We start from the raw sequence: 18,243 nt of genomic DNA, 5'->3' as shown, positions 1-18,243 counted from the left end.
GGGCCGGGTGAGGTGATCTATCCTTGGCTGGTGTCCATACCCGCCAAATCGCCCCGGAACCGGCCGCCAGGACTTCGGCAAGGCATTCCGGCATGAGAGTCCTGCTGGCCCTCATGCTGCTGGCCGTCGCCCCGGTGCTTTGCGCCGCGGTCTGGGTCCCGCCGCCGCAACCCGATCCCATGGTGATCCTCGGCCAGGCGCAAGCCGATGCCGCGGCGAAGCACTATGCGGACGCGCTGGCGAAACAGGTCTGGTTCCACGAGCACGCCCTGGACTACGCCCAGGGCCTGTACGGCGTGCGCCTGTCCTATGCCCTCAACGCCTGGGCTTCGCTGGGACAGGCTTACCCTCCGGCGCTGGAGAAGCTGCGGGCCGAGCGCGACGCGGCGGCCGATCATGTGCGCCAGGGAGACGGTGCGCGAGGCTATTTCAATGAAGTCGTCGCCATCGACCGGGCGCTGAAGGACGACGCGGCGACGCGGGGGCTATTTGTCTGGCTCGACGCCAACCGCAACGAAGTGGCCAGCCAGGTCTACGACATCGCCCAGCCTTCGCTGGTGCGGGCCAAGGACTATGCGCTGTGCGGCAAATACCTGCAGCCGCAGAAGGCCCTGCAAGCCATCCTCGATCAATACCGCACGGTGACGCAGCTCGCCGCCACCGCCGACCGTCCGGATGAGATGAAGGCGTTCGCGCAGAAGACCCTTGCCAACAAGACCGGACTGCTGATCGCCCTGCTGGTGCAGAACCACCGCAAGGACGAAGCCAACGCCATCGCCGCGCAGGCGGTGAAGGAATGGGACGACGCCGGCTACCGCCAGCAGTTGATCGAAGCGCTGTCGGGGCGGGTGCCCGAGCCCTGGCCGCTGTGATGCGACACGACCCTGCCTGGAAGGGCGCATCGGATTGGCGTGGCACGCTGGGTCTCCTGCTTCCAGTAGTGACGATCGAGCTGAGCTATGCCCTGGTGACGCGTCTGCTCATGCCGAGGTACTTTTCCGGTATCAGCGTGGAGTTGTACATCTCAGTGGCGCGACTCCTGACCTTGCCGCTCTACTGGAAGCTGTACCGGCCCTTGATCCGGAGCCGAGCCGCGCGGCTGGAAACGTTGGGCAAGCCATCATTCCTGGTCGGAGTGGTGATGCTGCTATCGGTGCCGCTGCTGTTCGGCAACGATGACTGGACAGATCCCGTTGCACGCACGGTTTTCGTCCTGACCAGCCCGGTGGTCGGCCTGCGCGAAGAGATCGTGTACCGTACCATCGTGCAGAATCTGCTGGAGGAGAGGCTGGGCAAGGCGGTTGCGATTCTCTTGGCCAGCGTTGTTTTTGCGCTCTATCACTACGGCTATGGCGGCTGGTCCTACAGCTGGCCGCGCTTCTTTGAATTGTTCCTGTTCGGCTGCATCTTCGGGGTGATGTACCGCATGAGCGGATCGCTGCTTCTGGCGGCGACACTGCACACGATGATTGACGTGGTCTATGCGGTTTCGCCGCTCATTCCCCAGCCGCTGCCGCGCGCTGACGGTCTGTGGGCCGAAGCCCTGGTCCTGCTGGTTTTTTTGGTCTGGGCGCGCCGCTGTGCGGATGATGGTTGCAGGCCCGGAATCGGATAAAGCGAGGGCGGTCCGAACTGAGTGGTTAGCCGAGCACTTTATCGAGTGCTGCAATCAGTTGATCGATGTCCTGTGCCGAGGTGTAGTGCAGGAACGACAGCCGCAGCGCGCCGCGCGCCGGATCGACGCCCAGGGCTTCGAGCAGGCGCACCGCGTAGAAGTGGCCGGCGGCGGCCATGATGCCGTGGCGGGCCAGCGCCGGCACCAGGTCGGCGGGCGTTTTCTTCAATGGCACAAAGGAGATGGTCGCGGCGCGCACTGAGGCATCGGCCGGTCCCAGCAGGCGTACGTCCTTGCGCTTGGACAGGTAATCCAGCACGCGGGCCAACAGCGGTAACTCCGCTTCGCGCAGCAGTTGCCGCACGCGCTGCGGCCGGCCTGCCGCAGTGCCGCCGCCGTGGTGGGCGTCCAGCGCATCGAAATATTCGGCCACGCCGCGCGCGGCGGCGATCTGCGCGTGGTCGGGGCCGGCGGGCACCAGGCGCTTGCGGGTATAGGCGCCGTTGAAATAATGCGCCTCGTTGCCGAGCCGCTCGAGCAGCGCTTGCCGCACCACCATCGCGCCCTGGTGGGGGCCGAAGGTCTTGTAGAGGGAGAACAGCAGGATGTCGGCGCCGAGCGCCGTCACGTCGGGCAGGCCATGCGGCGCGTAGGCCACGCTGTCCACCATGGTGATCACCCCGGCGGCGCGGGCCTTGGCCGTGATCGCGGCCACCGGGTTGATGTGGGCGACGATGTTCGAGCACTGGGAAAAGGCCAGCACGCGGGTGCGCTCGTTGATCAGTCCGTCCAGCGCGCCCGGATCCAGCATGCCGCTGTCCGGATCGACCGCCCATTGCCGCAGTACCGCGCCGTCGGTGGCGAGGCGGCGCCATACGCCGTTGTTGGCTTCGTGGTCCTGGTTGGTGACGATGACCTCGTCGCCCGGCTTCAGCAGCTTGCGCAGGGCCTGCGCCAGGACGTAGCTGTTCTGCGAGGTCGAAGGCCCGAAGTGGACTTCGTCGACGCCGACATTCAGGTACTCGGCCAGGCGCACATGGGACGCATCCATCCACTCGCCGGCTTCCTGCGAAGCGGGGTAGGCATAGTAGGGCTGCACCTTGAGCCGGCGGTAATACTCGCCGAGCCGGTCGATGACCTGGCGGCAGGCATAGGAGCCGCCGGCATTCTCGAAGAATGCCTGTCCCGCCAGGGAGGGTTCGGCGAAGGCGGGAAACTGGGAGCGCGCAAAGGCAAGATCGAGCGTGGTCAAGGGCGGTTCAGTTCCGGGATGATGCCGCTAGCATCGTCCGGTGTTGATCAGAGCGCAATCCTCCCGTGGCAAAACCCGCAGCTCAGGCTTAGACCGCGTTGAATCTTGCACGGCGGCTGCACGCCGTTTGCACAATCGCGCTCTAAGCTGATCGCTTGCCGCAGGGGCCGCACCGCCTTGCCAATTCCACGCCGGCCCGGAACCCGATGCACACCCCCGATCAAGTATTCGCTACCGTGCCAAGCCCGCAGCCGGAAAAGCGCCTGGCCGGCCTGGATCATCTGCGCGCGCTGGCGATCCTGCTGGTGCTGATCTTCCACTTCGGCCTGTTCGGGCATCCCCAATGGGTCGAGACCGTCGGCAGCTTCGGCTGGACCGGGGTCGACCTGTTCTTCGTGCTCAGCGGCTACCTCATCGGCGGCCAGTTGCTGGGCCGTGTGGCCGGCGGCAGGCCGCTGGCGCTGGGCGAGTTCTACTTCAAGCGCCTGCTGCGCATCGTGCCCGCCTACCTGGCGGTGCTGCTGTTGTACTTCAGCATCCCGGCATTCAAGGAGCGCGGCGAGCTGCCGCCGCTGTGGCGCTTCCTTACCTTCACCCAGAACTTCGGCCTCGACCTGCGCACCAGAAGCGCCTTTTCCCATGCCTGGTCGCTCTGCGTCGAAGAGCAGTTCTACCTGCTGATGCCGCTGGTGGTGCTGGCCCTGGCGGTGCTGAAACCGCGCCGCTGGGCCCTGTGGCTGGTGCCGGTGCTGTTCGGCCTGGGCCTGTTCCTGCGCTTCTACGGCTGGGAGCTGTTCATCGAGCCGATCCTCCAGTCCGGCAGCCGCAACGGCCTGGGCATCACCTACTACAAGTGGATCTATTACCCCAGCTACAACCGCATGGACGGCCTGGTGACGGGCGTTTGCCTGGCGGCCCTGTACCACTTCCAGCCCAGCCTGTGGTCGCGCCTGACGCGGCACGGCAATGCCTTGCTGCTGCTGGCTCTGGCCATGCTCACCGGGGCCTGGTTCCTCTGTGCGGATCTCATCACCTTCAATGCCACCGTGTTCGGCTATCCGCTGGTGGATCTCGGCTACGGCGTCCTGGTGTTGGCGGCCCTGAGCCCATCCGGCGTGCTCAGCCGCTTCGATTCCCGCGTCACGGCCTTCATCGCGGCTATTTCCTATTCCCTGTATCTGATCCACAAGCCGCTGATCCACCTGACCCAGGTCCTGCTTGCCCGCTACGGCTTTCCGGCGGACAGCAACGAGGTGTTCCTGAGTGCCTTGCTGACTGCCTTGCTCGGCGGGTGGGCATTGCATCTGGCGGTGGAAAAGCCCGCGCTGCGGCTGCGCGACCGGATCTTGCGACGGCGGGCTGCCGGCGCGCCGCATCCGGCGGGCCCCGCGGATGCCGGACAACAGGCCTGAACCCCCGTTGTTTGTTTCCGCCGGCGTGTCCCGATAGATTGGAACGGCGTGCCGCGACTAAAAACCATAAACGGCACCGGTTGTAGTTCGGAACATGGGGGCATGTCGATGCCGACGCCGTCTCGGGGAAACACTGCAATAGACAGCCGCGTTGCGGCCAGGGCCGATGCCCGCGCGGCAGCTCGGCACAATTGCGCGGCCGGCTCGCCACAATTTCAATCATTCAGGACAGGCCAGCGGGCTGATGTCCGGCTTGGCACTTTGCTTGCGTTGTCGAACAGGCCGGTCCGCGAGGCGATGGGGATCGCGGCGTACAAGACGGGACAGCAGTGGCGTAACACCTGAAAGACACTAGGGAGCGCCGCTGAACGGTTGGGGGAAGCCGTGCACATCGCGATATCTGGCGAAGCGTGCCGGCTGCGTTGTCTATCAAAAGGGCAGGGGGATTCGGCACATGTCGGGGAAATCGTTGTTGCAGAAGCTGTTTGACGGGCGGCGCCGTTCGTTGCTCGCCGGTGGAATGCTGTTGGCGCTGCTCGCCGCACCGTTGCCTTCGCTCGCGGCCTGGGAGGCGACGCTGTCCAAGGCGGTGACGCCCGATGCCTCTGCCGGCATGGCGCCGGTGCCGGCCGCCACCACCATGAACGTCCACCTCAGCCTGAAGATCCAGAACAAGGACGCGCTGGATGCGCTGCTGAAAAACCTCTACACCCCCGGCAATCCGCAATATGGTCAATACCTGACGCCGGCGCAGTTCGCGGCGGCGTTCTCGCCGAGCGAGGCGCAGGCGCAGAAAGTCGTCGACTACTTGCGCAGCGCAGGCTTCAGCAACGTCCGGCTGGCCGGCAATCGCCTGCTGGTCAGCGCCACCGGCACCGCGGCGGTGGTGCAGAAAGCCTTCAATACGCAGCTGGTGCTGGTGCCGCGCAATGGCCGCATCGTGCGCGCCAACGTCAAGGACCTGCAGGTGCCGGACAGCCTCGGCGGCATCGTGCTGGCGGTGCTGGGCCCGAACAACATGGCCGAATTCAAGACCAGCCTGGAGCAACAGGAAGCGCGCGCCGTGCTGACGCCGCTGACCCCCAATGCCTCGCGCGCCCTGGGCATGTTGAAGGGGGCGAGCGCGGCGGCGGCAGCGGCCGGGCAGGTCATCACGGCATTCCCGCCCACCGCCTGGGACGTCGCCTATGACGCCGGCACCTCGCCGGACGGCTCGCAGTCCACCATCGCCATCTCCACCTACGGCAGCGAGAACGTCAGCGTGGTCGATGACCTGCGCCAGATGGAGCGGCAATACGGCCTGCCCTATGTCCCGGTCGAGGTGCGTGAAACGGCGCCGTTCAGTGTGCCGACGCCGACCGGCGCCGGCGACGACGAATGGGATCTGGACACGCAGTCCTCGACCGCCATCGCCCACAACGTCAAGAAGCTCATCATCTACGCCTCCGAAAGCACCACGGACCTGATCAGCCAGTACAACGACTTCGCCACCAGCGGCGACGCCATCGCCGGCAACATGTCCTACGGCACCTGCGAGTTGCTGGCGCCCACCGGCCTGCTGCTGCCGGACATCGCCTCCTCCGATCAGGCCTTCGAGCAGGCCGCGGTCGAGGGCCTGAGCTGGCACGCCTCCACCGGCGACGACGGCGGCGTCTGCTCGCCGATCAACTTGCTGGGTGCGCCGCTGGCGGGCATCCCGCTGCTGGCCAACTATCCCGACTCCTCGCCCTACGTGGTGGCGGTCGGCGGCACCTCCCTGGTCACCGACGCCAAGTTCAACTACAGCTCCGAAACCGCCTGGCTGTCCGGCGGCGGCGGCATCAGCGTGCTGGAAGCGGCGCCGATCTGGCAGAAAGGCATCGTGCCGTCCTACGGACTGACCAACATCCCCGGTCTCGGCCTGTTCGGCAAGCTGCTCGGCGGCACTGGCGTCGGTCGCGGTGTGCCGGACATTTCGATGGATGCGGGTATCTACCTGCCTGAGGTCGCCATCGCCGCCTCGGCGGACACCATCGTCGGCGGCACCCACTACGCCGTGGTCGGCACCAGCCTGTCCTCGCCGCTGGCGGTCGGCGCCTGGGCGCGCCTGCAAAGCGCGCACTGCAACGCCCTGGGCTTCGCCGCGCCGGCGTACTACAAGCTGGATACGGCCGGCGGCCTGTTCTCCACCGCCACCGGCTTCCATGACGTCACCACCGGCACCAATGGCGACTACATCGCCACCACCGGCTGGGACTACACCACCGGCTTCGGCAGTATCGACCTGGCCGCGGTCAACGCCGCCCTGCCGGCCGCCTCCGGGAACTGCGTCGCGCCCAGGCCGCCGGTGGCGCGGCTCAAGTCGGGCGCCAGCAGCGGCCCGGCGCCGCTGAACGTCGGCTTCGACGCCAGCAGCTCCAGCGATCCCGCCGGCGACACCATCGAGTACTACACCCTCGATTTCGGCGACGATACCTTGCCGTTGCAGCAGCTGGTGCCGGTGTTCGCGCCGCACACCTACGCCTCGCCCGGTGTTTACACCGCCAGCCTGACGGTGCGCAACGCGCATGGCGCCGTCAGCGCCCCGGTGACGCAGACGGTGACGGTGGCGGGCGTGCCCACGGCCTGCACGGTGCCAGGCAAGACCCTGGTTACTTCGCCGGCCGGCAGCTCCAGCATCCCGCTGCCGGTGCCGATCGTCGGCAGTCTGCTGCCGGTGGTGCCCGATCCCTTGCCGGGCCAGGATTTGCTCACGGCCAGTGTGGCCGAGCCGACGAACATGCCGGGCAAGCTGGTGTTCACGCTCAAGGTGGATACGCTGGCCACGGTGACGCCGCTGACGCGCTGGGCGGTGTTCTTCACCCTGCCGGGCGACACTACGGCCTATTACGTCTCGATGAGCACCGATTCGCTGACGCCGACTTTCCGTTACGGCAAGCGCGGCAGCCTCGGCGGCGTCAAGATCAGCGCCCTCGGCCTGCTCACCCTGTACCAGGACATTGGGTCGCTCGATGCCGCCAGTGGCTTCAACGCCGACGGCACCATCACCCTGGTGCTGGACAAGTCCGTGCTCAAGCTGAGCACCGGCGAGACCTTGCAGGGCATCCTGAGCACCACCGCCATCCTCATCGACCTGCCGCCCAGCATCGCCGGTGCCGGCACGCAGATCGCGGTGGGCGAGACGGTCGATGCCGCCGGCACACGCTTCGGCTACACGCTGATCGGCAACGATAGCTGCGGCACCGGTTCGGGCAGCAGTTCCAGCTCGGGCGGCTCCGGCAGCAGTTCCTCCGGTAGCGGCAGCTCGTCGGGCGCCAGCTCATCCGGCGGTAGTTCCTCGGGGAGCAGTTCTTCCGGCGGCTCTTCCAGCGGTTCGTCTTCCGGCAGCGCGTCCTCGAGCGGCAGTGGCAGTTCTTCAGGCAGCTCGTCTTCGGGGAGTTCTTCGTCCGGCAGCGGTTCATCCAGCAGCGGTTCTTCGAGCACCTCTTCGGGCAGCGCTTCCTCCAGCAGCAGTTCGTCCAGCAGCAGTTCGGGCGGCGGTTCGTCGGGCGGCGCGTCGTCGTCCAGCGGCGGAACTTCCAGCAGCAGTTCCTCGGGGAGCACCACGTCCAGCAGTTCGTCAGGCAGCGGTTCGTCTTCGGGTGGCACCGCTCCCGGCAGCTCGTCGAGTGGCGTATCGGGCAGCAGTTCTTCCAGCGGCGGTTCCGGCGGCGGGGGCGGTGGCGGTGCCTTCGGGCTGTTCACGCTGTTGCCGCTCGGTGTGGCAGTGCTTCGCCGCAGGCGACGTCAGGGCTAGGCAAGTCCGTTGCAGGCTGGCGGCGCTATCGCGCCGCCAGCCTTCGGATGCGATCCGCGGCGGGCGCTTCGCCAACTCCACTTCGACGTAATTCGCCGCCATCTCGGCCAGGTAGCGGATGATGGTGAAGATGCCGCCGTTGACGATGATGCAGGCGATCCGCCTGCTGGCGGCGGGGCAGACCTGTATCCCTCGGTACTACTCGGTTGCCGGATGCGGCGTGCTGCGGATGCGGTGCACCAGGTACCACACCACCAGCAGGTTGATGACCAGCGCCGCGAGCTTGGCCGGCCCGACGTGGCGGGTCAGTTCCCAGACCTCGGCCGGCACCAGCAGGGCGGTGGTCAGCACCGTGATCCACTCGGCCCAGCGCTTGCGGCGCATCAGGCCGATGCCTTCCACCAGGAACAGCGCGGCATAGGCGAACACGCCGATGCCCACCGCCTTGATGCGGTGCGGCCCGAAGCCGGTCAGCGAATCCAGCAGATGCTGCGCCAGGATTTGCTGGGAGGCCAAAGGCAGCTGCGCGGCCCAGTCTTCCAGCCCCTTGATGATGTCGGGACGCAGCAATTCCAGGGCGGCGATGCCGGTGGCGCACAGCACCAGGGCTTCGAGCAGCTTCAGCACGGCGATGGCTTTCAGCATCAAGGCGCCTTTCCTTGATGATGGGTCGTTCGGGTGGATTTCTGACACGGGAACCGGATGCGAAGTGGAATTCATGGGGCTGCACGGTAGCATGCTCGTCCGGGACTTGCGTAAGGCATCATCGCAGGGCCGGTATGCTGCAGTGCGGTTTCAAAGCCTCGGCGGCGGCGGGGAAACTTAAGACAAAAACGCGGTCGAATGCAGGAACCAGGGCCCGTACGGCTAGATGAAACAACAAGAAACAACTCCGGCGCGGCGTGGTCCCGGTGCGCAGCTCGCCCCGAATGCCGACAACTGGCTGCTGTGGGTGCTGGGCGCGGTTGCGCTGCTGTTCGCGCTGGCCCGCCCGTTGCCGCTCTCCGCCTATCCGGCACTGGTGGACTGGCGCACCGTGGGCGCGCTGTGTGGCCTGTTGATCCTGACCAAGGGTATCGAGCTCAGCGGCATCCTGCAGCGCACCGCCAGCCGCCTGCTGTCGCAGGTACGGGACATGCGCCGGCTGGCGCTGCTGCTGGTGACGTTCTCCGCCGGCCTGTCGGCGCTGGTCACCAATGACGTGAGCCTGTTCCTGCTGGTGCCGCTGACCTGCAGCCTGGCGGCGCAGGCCCGGCTGCCGCTGGCGCGGCTGGTGGTGCTGGAAGCGCTGGCGGTCAATGCCGGCTCGGCCCTGACGCCGATCGGCAATCCGCAGAACCTGTTCCTCTGGCAAAGCTCCGGCATGGGCTTCGCCGCCTTCGTGGCGATGATGACGCCGGTGGTGGCGATCATGCTGGTGCTGCTCGGCGGTACCGTGTGTTGGCTGGTGCCGCGCAAGACCATCGAACTGAAGCCGCCCGCGGACGCCGGCGCGCTGTCGCTGCCCTGGTTCGCCATCTCGGGCGTTCTGCTGCTGGCTTTCCTGGCCGCGCTGGCTTTTCACCAGTTGCTGGCGGCGCTGCTGGTGGTTGCGGCCATCTACCTGCTGTGCAATCGCCGGGTGCTGGCGCGGACCGACTGGACGCTGCTGTTCATCATCGGCCTGATGTTCGTCGACCTGCGCCAGCTGGCCGATCTCCCCGCGATCACGGCCGTGGTGCAAGCCCTACCGATCGGCCAGGGCCTCGGCACCTACCTGGCCGGCATCGTCACCTCGCAGGTGATCAGCAACGTACCTGCCGCCATCCTGCTGGAGCGCCACGTGCACGATCTGCCCGCGCTCGCCGCCGGGGTCAGCGTCGGCGGTTTCGGCTTCTTCGTCGGCTCCCTGGCGAACATCATCGCGCTGCGCCTGGCGCGGGCGCCTGGGGCGTTCGGCGAATTCCATCGCATCGCCATCCCGTTCCTGCTGGCGACGACCGTGGCGGCGGGCCTGCTGTTCCTGCATTGAGGCAGCGGCGAAAGTTGCCGTTGCGCTCAGGATGCCTGCGCCAGCGCGTTTCCCGCGGCACTGTCGGCCAGGAAGAAATTGAGCCAGTCGATGCTGCGCAATGAGCGTCGTGCGGGAGCGGCGCTCTACGTTGTCGCCGAGGCTGCGGATCCCGGATTTTCCACGGCCATACTTTCCACGATGGCTCCCCTGGTCGATTCGTCCCCGGGCAAGGGAACGTTCGCCGCCGGACCGCCGCGGCATTCGCGACGCCCGATCTCGAACAGCGGCCCGGCAGGCGCATACGCCAGCCGGGCCGTGACGTCCTACCTCAACATTCGATGTCGAACATTTCCGCCGTGGTGACGGAAGGGAGCAGGGTGGGGTCTACGTGGAAATTGTAGGCCCAGTTGTAGGTCTGGGGATGTCCGTTCTTGTTCTCCATCTTGGGGGAATTCAGGATGGGCGAGGTGAAGACGGAGACGCCGGCGACATTGCGCAGACGCACGCGCGACTTCCAGATGTCGTTGTTGTCGGTGGTCATGGTCGCCAGGTTCAGCGTCGCATTGCCGCCGCCATCGAACACGATGGTGCCGCTTTGCAACACGCAGGCGTCCTTGCTGGTCTGCTTGAAGTTGAAGGTGTAGGTCTTGCCCGAGCTGGACGTATCGTCCGTGGGAACGGACGACTGGGCCTGAACCGCGAGTACAGGCGCGCACAGGGCAACCGCAGCGAAAATGCCGAATCCTTTCATTGTCATGTCTCCTTGTCCTTCTTGGACGCAATATGAGACAGCGGGATTTTCGATTGGTGCCGCCGGAAAAGCCTTGTGCAGTGCGGGAATTCGGCTGCTGGCTGGAATTTCGGATGTTGGCGGATGCAAGAAATGGCTGCGAATCCCCGGCTTGGGCGATGCCGCATTGTTCCTTCCGCGGATCGGTGATGACGGCATTTTTGGCGGTATTGTGTCGTGGATGTTTTCATCCATGAAAAGAAGCGGTCTGCGTGTTTTGCAAGTCTGAAATGCTCATATGCACCGGGCTGCAGGAGCGTTCCACGACGCTGTTGGCAAGTGCCCGGAAGCGGTGTATGTTCCTCCCGCATTGCCCGGTTCGCATCGGCAAATGCGAAACAGACGTACTAAACGGTACTCATAAAAACGAATGGCGCCAGCATCGCGCCGCTGGAGGAAGCAACGATGTCCGGGCAAGTGGTCAATCTGCGCGAATTGCTGGACGATCCCGCTTCGGCCAGGTTCCAGCGGCTGCTGATTCTCCTGCTGTGCTGCTTCATGTGCGTCGAAGGCTACGACATGCAGGTGCTGGGTTACGCCGCGCCGGCCATGATCAAGGCGCTGCATACCAGCAAGTCGGGCCTGGGCGTGGTGTTCGGCGGGGCCATGTTCGGCTTCATGATCGGCGCCTTCGTCATCGGCAACCTGGGCGATACGGTCGGTCGCAAGAAGGCGATCATCGGCGGCCTGGTCGTCTTCGGCCTGTTCACGCTGGGCACTTCCTTCGCCACCACCATTCCGGAACTGCTGATCATGCGCACCCTGGCCGGCATCGGCCTGGGTGGCGCGGTGCCGAACGCGGTGGCGCTGATGGCGGAGTACGCGCCTTCGAAGCGCCGCACCTTCTACGTGGCCGTGCTGTACATCGGCTACACCATCGGCTCGGCCACCGGCGGCGTCATCGCGGCCCGGATGATCCCGGTGGAGGGCTGGCCGAGCGTATTCATCCTCGGCGGCGTGATGCCCCTGCTGGTTGCCCTGCTGCTGTTGGGGACCTTGCCGGAGTCGGTGCGCTTCCTGGCGCTGCGCGGCAAGCGGCCGGAACAGGCGCTCGGGCTGCTGCGCCGGATCCGCCCCGACCTCTCATTTCCCGCGGGCACCACCATTGCCGCGGAAGAGGAAGTGCGGCCAGGTATTCCGGCGAAGCACCTGTTCACCGAAGGCCGCGCGCTGATCAGCATCCTGCTGTGGGTCGGCGCCATCGGCAACATGATGACGCACCATTTCATGACCAGCTGGCTGCCCACCGCCCTGAACAGCGGCGGCCTGCCGCTCTCCACCTCGATCATCGCCACCGCCGTGATGCAGGCGCTGGGCGCTTTCGGCAGCCTGTTCATCGGCTATGCGGTGGACCGCGTCGGCGTGATGGCGCTGGCGGGGCTGCTGATCCTGGGCGTGCCCTGCGTCATCGGGCTGGGCCATCTCAACGGCTCGGAGGCGCTGCTGCTCGGGCTGGTCGGCGGCACCGGCTTCTTCCTCATCGGCGGCCAGACCGGCCTCAACGCCGTCGCCGGCACCATTTATCCCACTTACATGCGCTCGACCGGCACCGGCTGGACCAACGCCATGGGGCGCCTCGGCGCGATGTTCGGCCCCATGCTGGGCGGCGTCATCCTGTCGTTGAGCCTGCCGCTGTCCACCGTGTTCCTGCTGTCGGCGGTGCCGGTGCTGATCTCGGCCTGTGCCCTGTTCGCGCTGGCGCAGGTGCAGAAGTCGCGCGGGCAGCCCCGGCCCCGCGGCGGCCCGACCAGGGAAATGCCGCGCGCGCAGCCGCGGCTGCTGGATAGCAGCCCGGTTCCCTGAGCCCGGCTTATTGAGGGATTTGGATCGCGGAGGCCTGCACCCGGCAAGCCTCCGCAAAAACGTCCCGGCTACTGCTGCTTGGCGCTGAGCGGGTGCTCGCGCAGCCAGGTGAACATCGCGTTGTTCTGCACCTGCGGCCAGATCAGGTGATTGAGGTTGCCCGCCGGATCGCCTGCGATGGTCTGGCTGGCGCAGGCGGCGTTGCAGGACTGCACCACCTGCTTGTTGGAATCCACGATCACCACGTTCTGCTGCAGCTTGGGGAAGAGCTGCGCCAGGTCCTTGTGGAACTGGGTGGAGGTCTGGCAGGTGCCGATGATGTCGCAGGCGTTGTGGATGTCCATGATCGGCGTCATGGTGGTGGCGAAGGGCGTCTGGTAGCAGGGATCCTGCACGTCGCTGAAGGGGGCCGGCGCGGAGTACACCGCGGCGGCGGCGATGGAGGGCGTGTTCAGCGCATACAGCTCGGCCAGGGCGGCGCCGTTGGACCAGCCGGTGGCGTAGACGCGATCGTTGTCGACGATGCCGCGTCCCTGCACCTGGGATACGAACTGGTCGATCGCGGCGACATCGAGGTTGAGGTCCGGGCTGCTGCGGTCGAGGTTGCGATACCAGTTGTCCCAGCCCAGGGCATAGTTGTCCGGGAAGGGATAGAAGTGGTGGGTGTTGCGGCCGATCGGCAGCAGCAGGATGAAGCCGGGCCGCTTGGTATCGCCGGTGAGATCGGCGGTCTTGCTCAGCGGAATCCAGTCGCTGAGGATCAGCTGCGGCGGTGCCGGGAACAGCGAACCCTGCAGGAACACCAGCAGCGGCAGCTGCGTGGTCTTGCTGGCGTTCGGCGGCACGAACAGGCAGGCGGTGCGCGCCTCGTTCTTGGCGTCGGTCCACTTCAGCGTTTCACCGCCGACCGTGGCGCACTGGTTGAGGACGTTGAGCAGGTCCGCCACGGCGCCGGCGCCGCTGCCGGAAGTTATCGTGGATACAGCCGCCGGCGCATCACCGTAAGGCACGGCGCAGTTCTTGGTGTCGGTGGCGCCGGGGCCGGTGGAAGCCGCGGCCGCCTGTGCCGGGGATGAACTGCCGCCACCATCGCTACCGCTGCCGCCGCAAGCGGAAAGACCCGCCCCCGCAAGGGAAACAGCTGCCAGGGACAATACGCCCCCGAGTGTCCTGAATTTCATGCCCGCTCCTCTGAACCGGTTGTGCTTTTGTTTTATGGAAATGCCGCCGGCCAAGAATGCCACAGCCGGGCGGCCGGGTTCACGCATCGCCGAAGGGGGAGCCGGGGCGGATGGTCGCGACGCAGGGCAGCACCGCGGCTACTGGATGGCGGCTTCCGGCCCGGCTCCAGACGATGAGTGCCGGGGGCGGGCTCGTCCGGTTGCATCGCCGGCCGCTCTGCGGCGTCCGCGCTACGCTTGTCGAGGCTCAGGCGCCGAAGGCGCTCAGCAGGATGACGACCGATTCTTCGGGCGGCAGGGTGGCGGCGATTTCCAGTCCCATGCCGATGGCGGCCGCATCGCCGGGCTTGGGCATGAATTCCTCGACCCGGTCGCAATTCAGCCGCGCCAGCCGGGCCTTCTCGGGGTCCACTTCGAGGTATTCGACGCGGCCTGAGGCATGCAGCCAGCGCTGCTCGCGCAGGGCCAGCTCGTAGCCGGCCGCGCCGGGCTGCGGCACATCCGCTGCCCCCGGCTTCAGCCCGGCCGGAGGGTCGGTCATGATGATCCTGACCGCGGATTTTTCCAGGTAAGGCTTGACGAAGCCGATCGAGGCGAAGCCGCCGAGGGCGCTGCCGACGATCACGGCCGGGTCGCGCTTGCTGTAGCGCAGCAGCTGCCGCCGCGTTTCATGTCCGACCACGGCGACGAAGTCCATCACGATGGTGGGGAAGGGATCGGGTCCGGCGCGCAGCCCGGTGACGAAACCCAGGCGGTCCGGATGCTCCAGCCAGCAGGTCAGCGCGTCGCGGCGCAGGTCGCGCGGATCGACGGCCGGCACGAATTCGACATGATGCTTCTGCGCCATTTCGAGCAGCACCGGTTCCAGCGCCTTGATCTGGTCGGGCGGCATGAACACGGTACTGGGCATTTCCAGCACCTTCGCGGCGCTGACGACCGCGCGCGCGCCTTTGACGCTGGCGGCCGCGGTGACGATGCCCAGCTTGCCCATCGAACGCATCAGCAGCATCTGGCCGATCAGGTTGATGACCTGTTCCGAGCCCGCCAGGCGCAGGTCTTCGCGCTTGAAGTAGATTTGCGCGCCGCCGAGGCTGCTGCTGAACTGCAGCGCCGGCTGCAGCGGCGTGGGGCGGCCCACCTCTTCGTTGATCAGGTCGATGAAGGTCTGCTGCAGCATCGGGTCGCGGCGGAATGCGGCGTAGGCCTCGCGGACCGGCGCCAGGTGCTCCCCCAGCGATTCGAATTCGGCGCCTTCGTAGTAGCGGCTCCAGCGCGCGCCGGCAGTTGGGTTTTCGATGCCGGCCACGGCCGGCGCCGCCGCGGGTTCCCGCGACAGGAGCTCTTCGGCTTGCTGCAGCACGCGCTGCCATTCGCCGTTATCGATGCCGGACACGCCGGTATCGCTGCGCAAGGCTTCGAGCTGCTGCTTGATGCGCAGGCCCTGCTGCGGCTTGCCGCCCGCGACATAGACCTCGATCAGTTTCTGGTACAGATCCAGGCGCCTGGGTTCGCGCGCCAGGGTGCTTTCCAGCAACAGGGCGATATCGTCGTAGAAGCCGGAAGCATCGATCACCTCGATGCCTTCGTGACGGCTGCGTTCCTGTGGTGGCGGTGCCGGCGCGGCGGGCGGAGAGGCGACGAAAGGAATGTATTCGATACGGTCATCGGCGGCCGTAGCGGTAGTGGGGGTGCTGCCGCCGTCGGCCCGGGGCGGGCTGGCCGTGACCGGGCCCGGCATAGTGCCAGGTGCCGCCGGTGGCTTGGATATCTGGCGCTGCGGCCGCCCCTCGGGCGTCCCGGCATTGCGGCGTCGGGACGGAAGCAGGGTCTGGAATTTCCCCGTGTACCAGGCATACCCGCCACCAAGCAGCAGTAGCGCGATGAACGGGTCAAGCCAGGGGAATCCGCCGGATTGCTTCGCTTCGGGAGTGGCAGTAGGTGAGGTGGTCGCGTTCTTCAGGGTGGCGGCTGTCGTGGCGACAGCCGGCGGCGCCTGCGCGGTGCTGTCGCCGGGCGGCGGCTGTTGCGGCGGCGATGCTGCCGATGGCGGCTGTGATTGCGGTCCCGGAACCGGTTCGATGGCCCGCGGCACCGGCATATGCAGCCCCGAGTCGAGGCGGAACAGGGCCGGCGAATTCGGCGGCGCGGCGGGGGAGGCTGTGGGCGCGACGCAGGCCGGAATGACCGGCACCACCGTCGCCGCGAGCGGGTGCGAATGGTTGCCGCCCGCGTGAGCGGCGGGCGCCGGCGCGCTGCCGGCGGCTTGTGCCGGCGGCGGTGTCGCGGACGCAATCGTGGCGGGCGGGATTGCGGTGATTGCGGCCGTTGCCGGGGCGGAGGATGGCTGCCCGGTGGGCGTTTGCGCGGCGGCGTGTTCCGTGTCGGATACGCTCGGATCGAGCAGCAGGTCGTAGCGATGGCGCAGCACGCCCGACGGCAGGGCCACCTGCACGATCAGTGGAATGTAGGGTTCGAGAATCCGCTGCTCGGTGCGTACATGGACCAGCACCTGCGCGCCGGCTGGCTCCAGCGTGATCCGCACGCTGTCGAGCAGATCGGGGCGGCGGGTGCCGAGCGCGGTGTAGGTCGCATCCCCGGCGACGCTGACGGTGGGCAGTTGCGTCGTGTCGGCGTCGAGCATCACCGGAAACACCACGTCCAGCGGACTGTTCAGGGGCGATTGCGACAGGAGCTCGCCGAACCCCAGCGCCGGTGCGGCGGGGCTCGCCAGCACCAGGACAAGGCCGCCCAGCAGGCCGGTGATGCGCTGGAACGACCACGAACCGCAAGGTGCCATGAGCTCGCGCGTTTCTTGAAGCATCGCCACCTCGAACAGACCTGTTTTGCGCCGCGCCCGGGCCATCGGGTTTGTATATATGGTGCAAGTTTATGAAAAATTTGGTCAAGTGGGCGGCGAATGGTATGTTTCGCCCACGCTCCGGGAGGCTGCTGCCGGGCGCCGGTTGCGGAAACAGGAACTGCATGGGGGCAGGTGCCGCTGCGGGCCCGGGCAGGTTCATAGGGCGGTGGGTGCCGACGCGAGCGGGCACGGCAGGCGACAGATCCGGCTGGCCTGGCGGCTCGGGTGGCCTCGTGCTGGAGGTGGTGTTTTCCGTCGACAGGCCTTGCGCCTGAAGCGGCGCCCATCGCTGGCGCGCCGCGGTTTTATGGACGCCCGCGGGTTACTGTTTCTCCACCGATCCGTTGCCGTGGAGCCGGCTGGTGACCTTGGGGTCGCCGCGGTAGTGGATGTCGCCGCTGCCGTAGACGCTGGCCTCGAGGGTCTGCACCGCGTTGACCGTCACGTCGCCGCTGCCGTTGATCCTGACTTCTGCGGTATCGGCCCGCAGCGGGCCGAGCCGCGCGTTACCGGAACCGTTGACCAGTACGGCGAGACTTGCGACATGGCCGCTGGCGTCGATGTCGCCGGAGCCGTCGACGCGCAGCGCCAACTCGCCGCCGTTGAGGCCTTTCAGCGCGGCGTTGCCGCTGCCTTCCATGTCCACGGCGGACAGCGCGGGCAGGACGATCCGCACGTGCGGGTCGCGGTCGGCGCTCCAGCTGCCCTTGCTGTCGATGAGCAGGGTCCTGCCATGGACCTCGGTGCGGATCAGGGCTTGCAGGTTGTCGTCCATATCCACCGCGACGGCGGTCTGCGCGCCGATGACGATGTCCAGGTCCACCGCGCCCTTGGTCTGTACGGAGTCGAAGGCACCGGTCTGGCGCGACTGGCTGACGATGTTGCCGGAGCCGGCGACCACCGGGCCGTCGCCCAGCGTGAGGGAGGCATGCTGGCCGGCTTGCGCCGGCCCGGCCAGCAGGGCGGCCGACAGCAGCGAGGCGGCGAGGGCGGCGAAGGATTGCTGCGGCATGGCGGGAATCTCGTTCTGGTATTTGCCTGTTGGACGCGCCGCGGACGCCTGGCGTTTAGCCGTCGGTCCGGTCCGCCATGTAAGCTGCGGCATCAGCCCTCGCCGCAGAGCGAGTCGGGAGTGAACATGCCCAGGGTGCGGATGCTGTGGTCGCTGTCGCTGGCCTTGTCCGTGTCGGCCTGCCTGCCGGCGCCGCACCGGGTATACCTGGCGCCGCGCATCAGCGGCACGGTGACCCGCGGCGGCGAACCGGTGGCGGGGACGCAATTGCGTCTGCGCGCCACCGGCACCGAGCAGGTGGCTGTCGCTACCACCGGCCTGGACGGACATTTCGAACTGGGGCCGCTGTCGGAACTGGCCATGACCACCTCGCTGCTGCACGACGCTTCCTACGGCTACGTGCTCGAGCTGAGCGATGGCGGCCAGGACTATCCGGGCCTGACGCAGAACGAGGACGGCTTCCCGCCGCCGCTGCTGCCGCTGGATTGCGATCTGGCGCAACCGCGCGGCAGCGCCGCGGATGTGCATTACTGCGAGCGGCGCTGAAGCG

Annotated in this window: 14 protein-coding genes; 8 read left to right on the top strand and 6 right to left on the bottom strand. The window is 67.0% G+C overall.

The annotated features are described in order from the left end of the window. Window positions 1–92 precede the first annotated feature (92 nt). Window positions 93–872: a hypothetical protein gene (locus BP26_RS0124090; RefSeq protein WP_029923101.1), complete on the top strand. Its 780-nt coding sequence runs from the start codon at window positions 93–95 to the stop codon at window positions 870–872. Window positions 873–940: 68 nt separating this feature from the next. Continuing rightward, window positions 941–1,615, top strand: coding sequence for a CPBP family intramembrane glutamic endopeptidase (locus BP26_RS0124085; protein WP_029923100.1), 675 nt, complete (start codon window positions 941–943; stop codon window positions 1,613–1,615). A 25-nt stretch (window positions 1,616–1,640) separates the two neighbouring features. Here the strand turns inward: BP26_RS0124085 and BP26_RS0124080 are convergent, their stop codons facing one another. Then, entirely contained in the window at window positions 1,641–2,867 is a 1,227-nt protein-coding gene (locus BP26_RS0124080) for an aminotransferase class V-fold PLP-dependent enzyme (protein WP_029923099.1), read from the bottom strand. Between the two features lie 206 nt (window positions 2,868–3,073). Here BP26_RS0124080 and BP26_RS0124075 point away from each other — a divergent pair, with 206 nt between their 5' ends. Together BP26_RS0124075 and BP26_RS0124070 are read left to right on the top strand one after the other, a co-directional pair. Then, window positions 3,074–4,279 (top strand): acyltransferase family protein, encoded by a 1,206-nt coding sequence (locus BP26_RS0124075; RefSeq protein ID WP_051749404.1) that lies wholly within the window; start codon window positions 3,074–3,076, stop codon window positions 4,277–4,279. A 454-nt stretch (window positions 4,280–4,733) separates the two neighbouring features. Continuing rightward, window positions 4,734–8,054, top strand: a complete 3,321-nt coding sequence (locus BP26_RS0124070) for a protease pro-enzyme activation domain-containing protein (protein WP_084183403.1) — start codon at window positions 4,734–4,736, stop codon at window positions 8,052–8,054. A 198-nt stretch (window positions 8,055–8,252) separates the two neighbouring features. On the opposite strand, the gene BP26_RS0124065 is transcribed toward BP26_RS0124070, so the two are convergent. After that, the gene (locus tag BP26_RS0124065) at window positions 8,253–8,699 is read right to left on the bottom strand and encodes a DUF2127 domain-containing protein (protein WP_029923096.1); all 447 of its coding nucleotides are present in this window, start codon (window positions 8,697–8,699) and stop codon (window positions 8,253–8,255) included. 226 nt (window positions 8,700–8,925) lie between these two features. Here BP26_RS0124065 and BP26_RS0124060 point away from each other — a divergent pair, with 226 nt between their 5' ends. Next, window positions 8,926–10,065 carry an SLC13 family permease gene (locus BP26_RS0124060; protein WP_051749399.1) on the top strand — a complete coding sequence of 380 codons (1,140 nt, stop codon included), beginning with the start codon at window positions 8,926–8,928 and terminating at the stop codon, window positions 10,063–10,065. Window positions 10,066–10,375: 310 nt separating this feature from the next. On the opposite strand, the gene BP26_RS0124055 is transcribed toward BP26_RS0124060, so the two are convergent. Beyond that, window positions 10,376–10,798: a DUF6294 family protein gene (locus tag BP26_RS0124055; protein ID WP_029923094.1), complete on the bottom strand. Its 423-nt coding sequence runs from the start codon at window positions 10,796–10,798 to the stop codon at window positions 10,376–10,378. On the opposite strand from BP26_RS0124055, the gene BP26_RS29905 reads away from it, so the two are divergent. Both BP26_RS29905 and BP26_RS0124050 read left to right on the top strand, forming a co-directional pair. Next, a complete protein-coding gene (locus BP26_RS29905) occupies window positions 10,782–11,066 on the top strand; it encodes a hypothetical protein (RefSeq protein WP_157572744.1) in 285 nt (94 codons plus the stop codon). The genes BP26_RS0124055 and BP26_RS29905 overlap by 17 nt on opposite strands. A 176-nt stretch (window positions 11,067–11,242) precedes the next feature. Continuing rightward, window positions 11,243–12,640 (top strand): MFS transporter, encoded by a 1,398-nt coding sequence (locus BP26_RS0124050; RefSeq protein ID WP_029923093.1) that lies wholly within the window; start codon window positions 11,243–11,245, stop codon window positions 12,638–12,640. Window positions 12,641–12,708: 68 nt separating this feature from the next. Here BP26_RS0124050 and BP26_RS0124045 read toward each other — a convergent pair whose 3' ends face one another. The 3 genes from BP26_RS0124045 to BP26_RS30240 all read right to left on the bottom strand — a co-directional run bounded on the left by BP26_RS0124045 (window position 12,709) and on the right by BP26_RS30240 (window position 17,693). Further along, window positions 12,709–13,821 carry an alpha/beta hydrolase family protein gene (locus BP26_RS0124045; protein WP_169740777.1) on the bottom strand — a complete coding sequence of 371 codons (1,113 nt, stop codon included), beginning with the start codon at window positions 13,819–13,821 and terminating at the stop codon, window positions 12,709–12,711. 247 nt (window positions 13,822–14,068) lie between these two features. Next, window positions 14,069–16,642 (bottom strand): pyridoxal-phosphate dependent enzyme, encoded by a 2,574-nt coding sequence (locus tag BP26_RS0124040; protein ID WP_169740776.1) that lies wholly within the window; start codon window positions 16,640–16,642, stop codon window positions 14,069–14,071. Window positions 16,643–17,003: 361 nt separating this feature from the next. Then, entirely contained in the window at window positions 17,004–17,693 is a 690-nt protein-coding gene (locus BP26_RS30240) for a head GIN domain-containing protein (RefSeq protein WP_029923090.1), read from the bottom strand. Between the two features lie 120 nt (window positions 17,694–17,813). Here BP26_RS30240 and BP26_RS30235 point away from each other — a divergent pair, with 120 nt between their 5' ends. Beyond that, entirely contained in the window at window positions 17,814–18,239 is a 426-nt protein-coding gene (locus tag BP26_RS30235; protein ID WP_169740775.1) for a carboxypeptidase-like regulatory domain-containing protein, read from the top strand. Window positions 18,240–18,243 lie beyond the last annotated feature (4 nt).

Origin of the sequence: Nevskia soli DSM 19509 (genome assembly GCF_000711955.1) — a bacterium.
Lineage (GTDB): Bacteria > Pseudomonadota > Gammaproteobacteria > Nevskiales > Nevskiaceae > Nevskia > Nevskia soli.
Note: the sequence above shows the minus strand (reverse complement) of the source record. Positions and strands in the feature narration are given on the sequence as shown.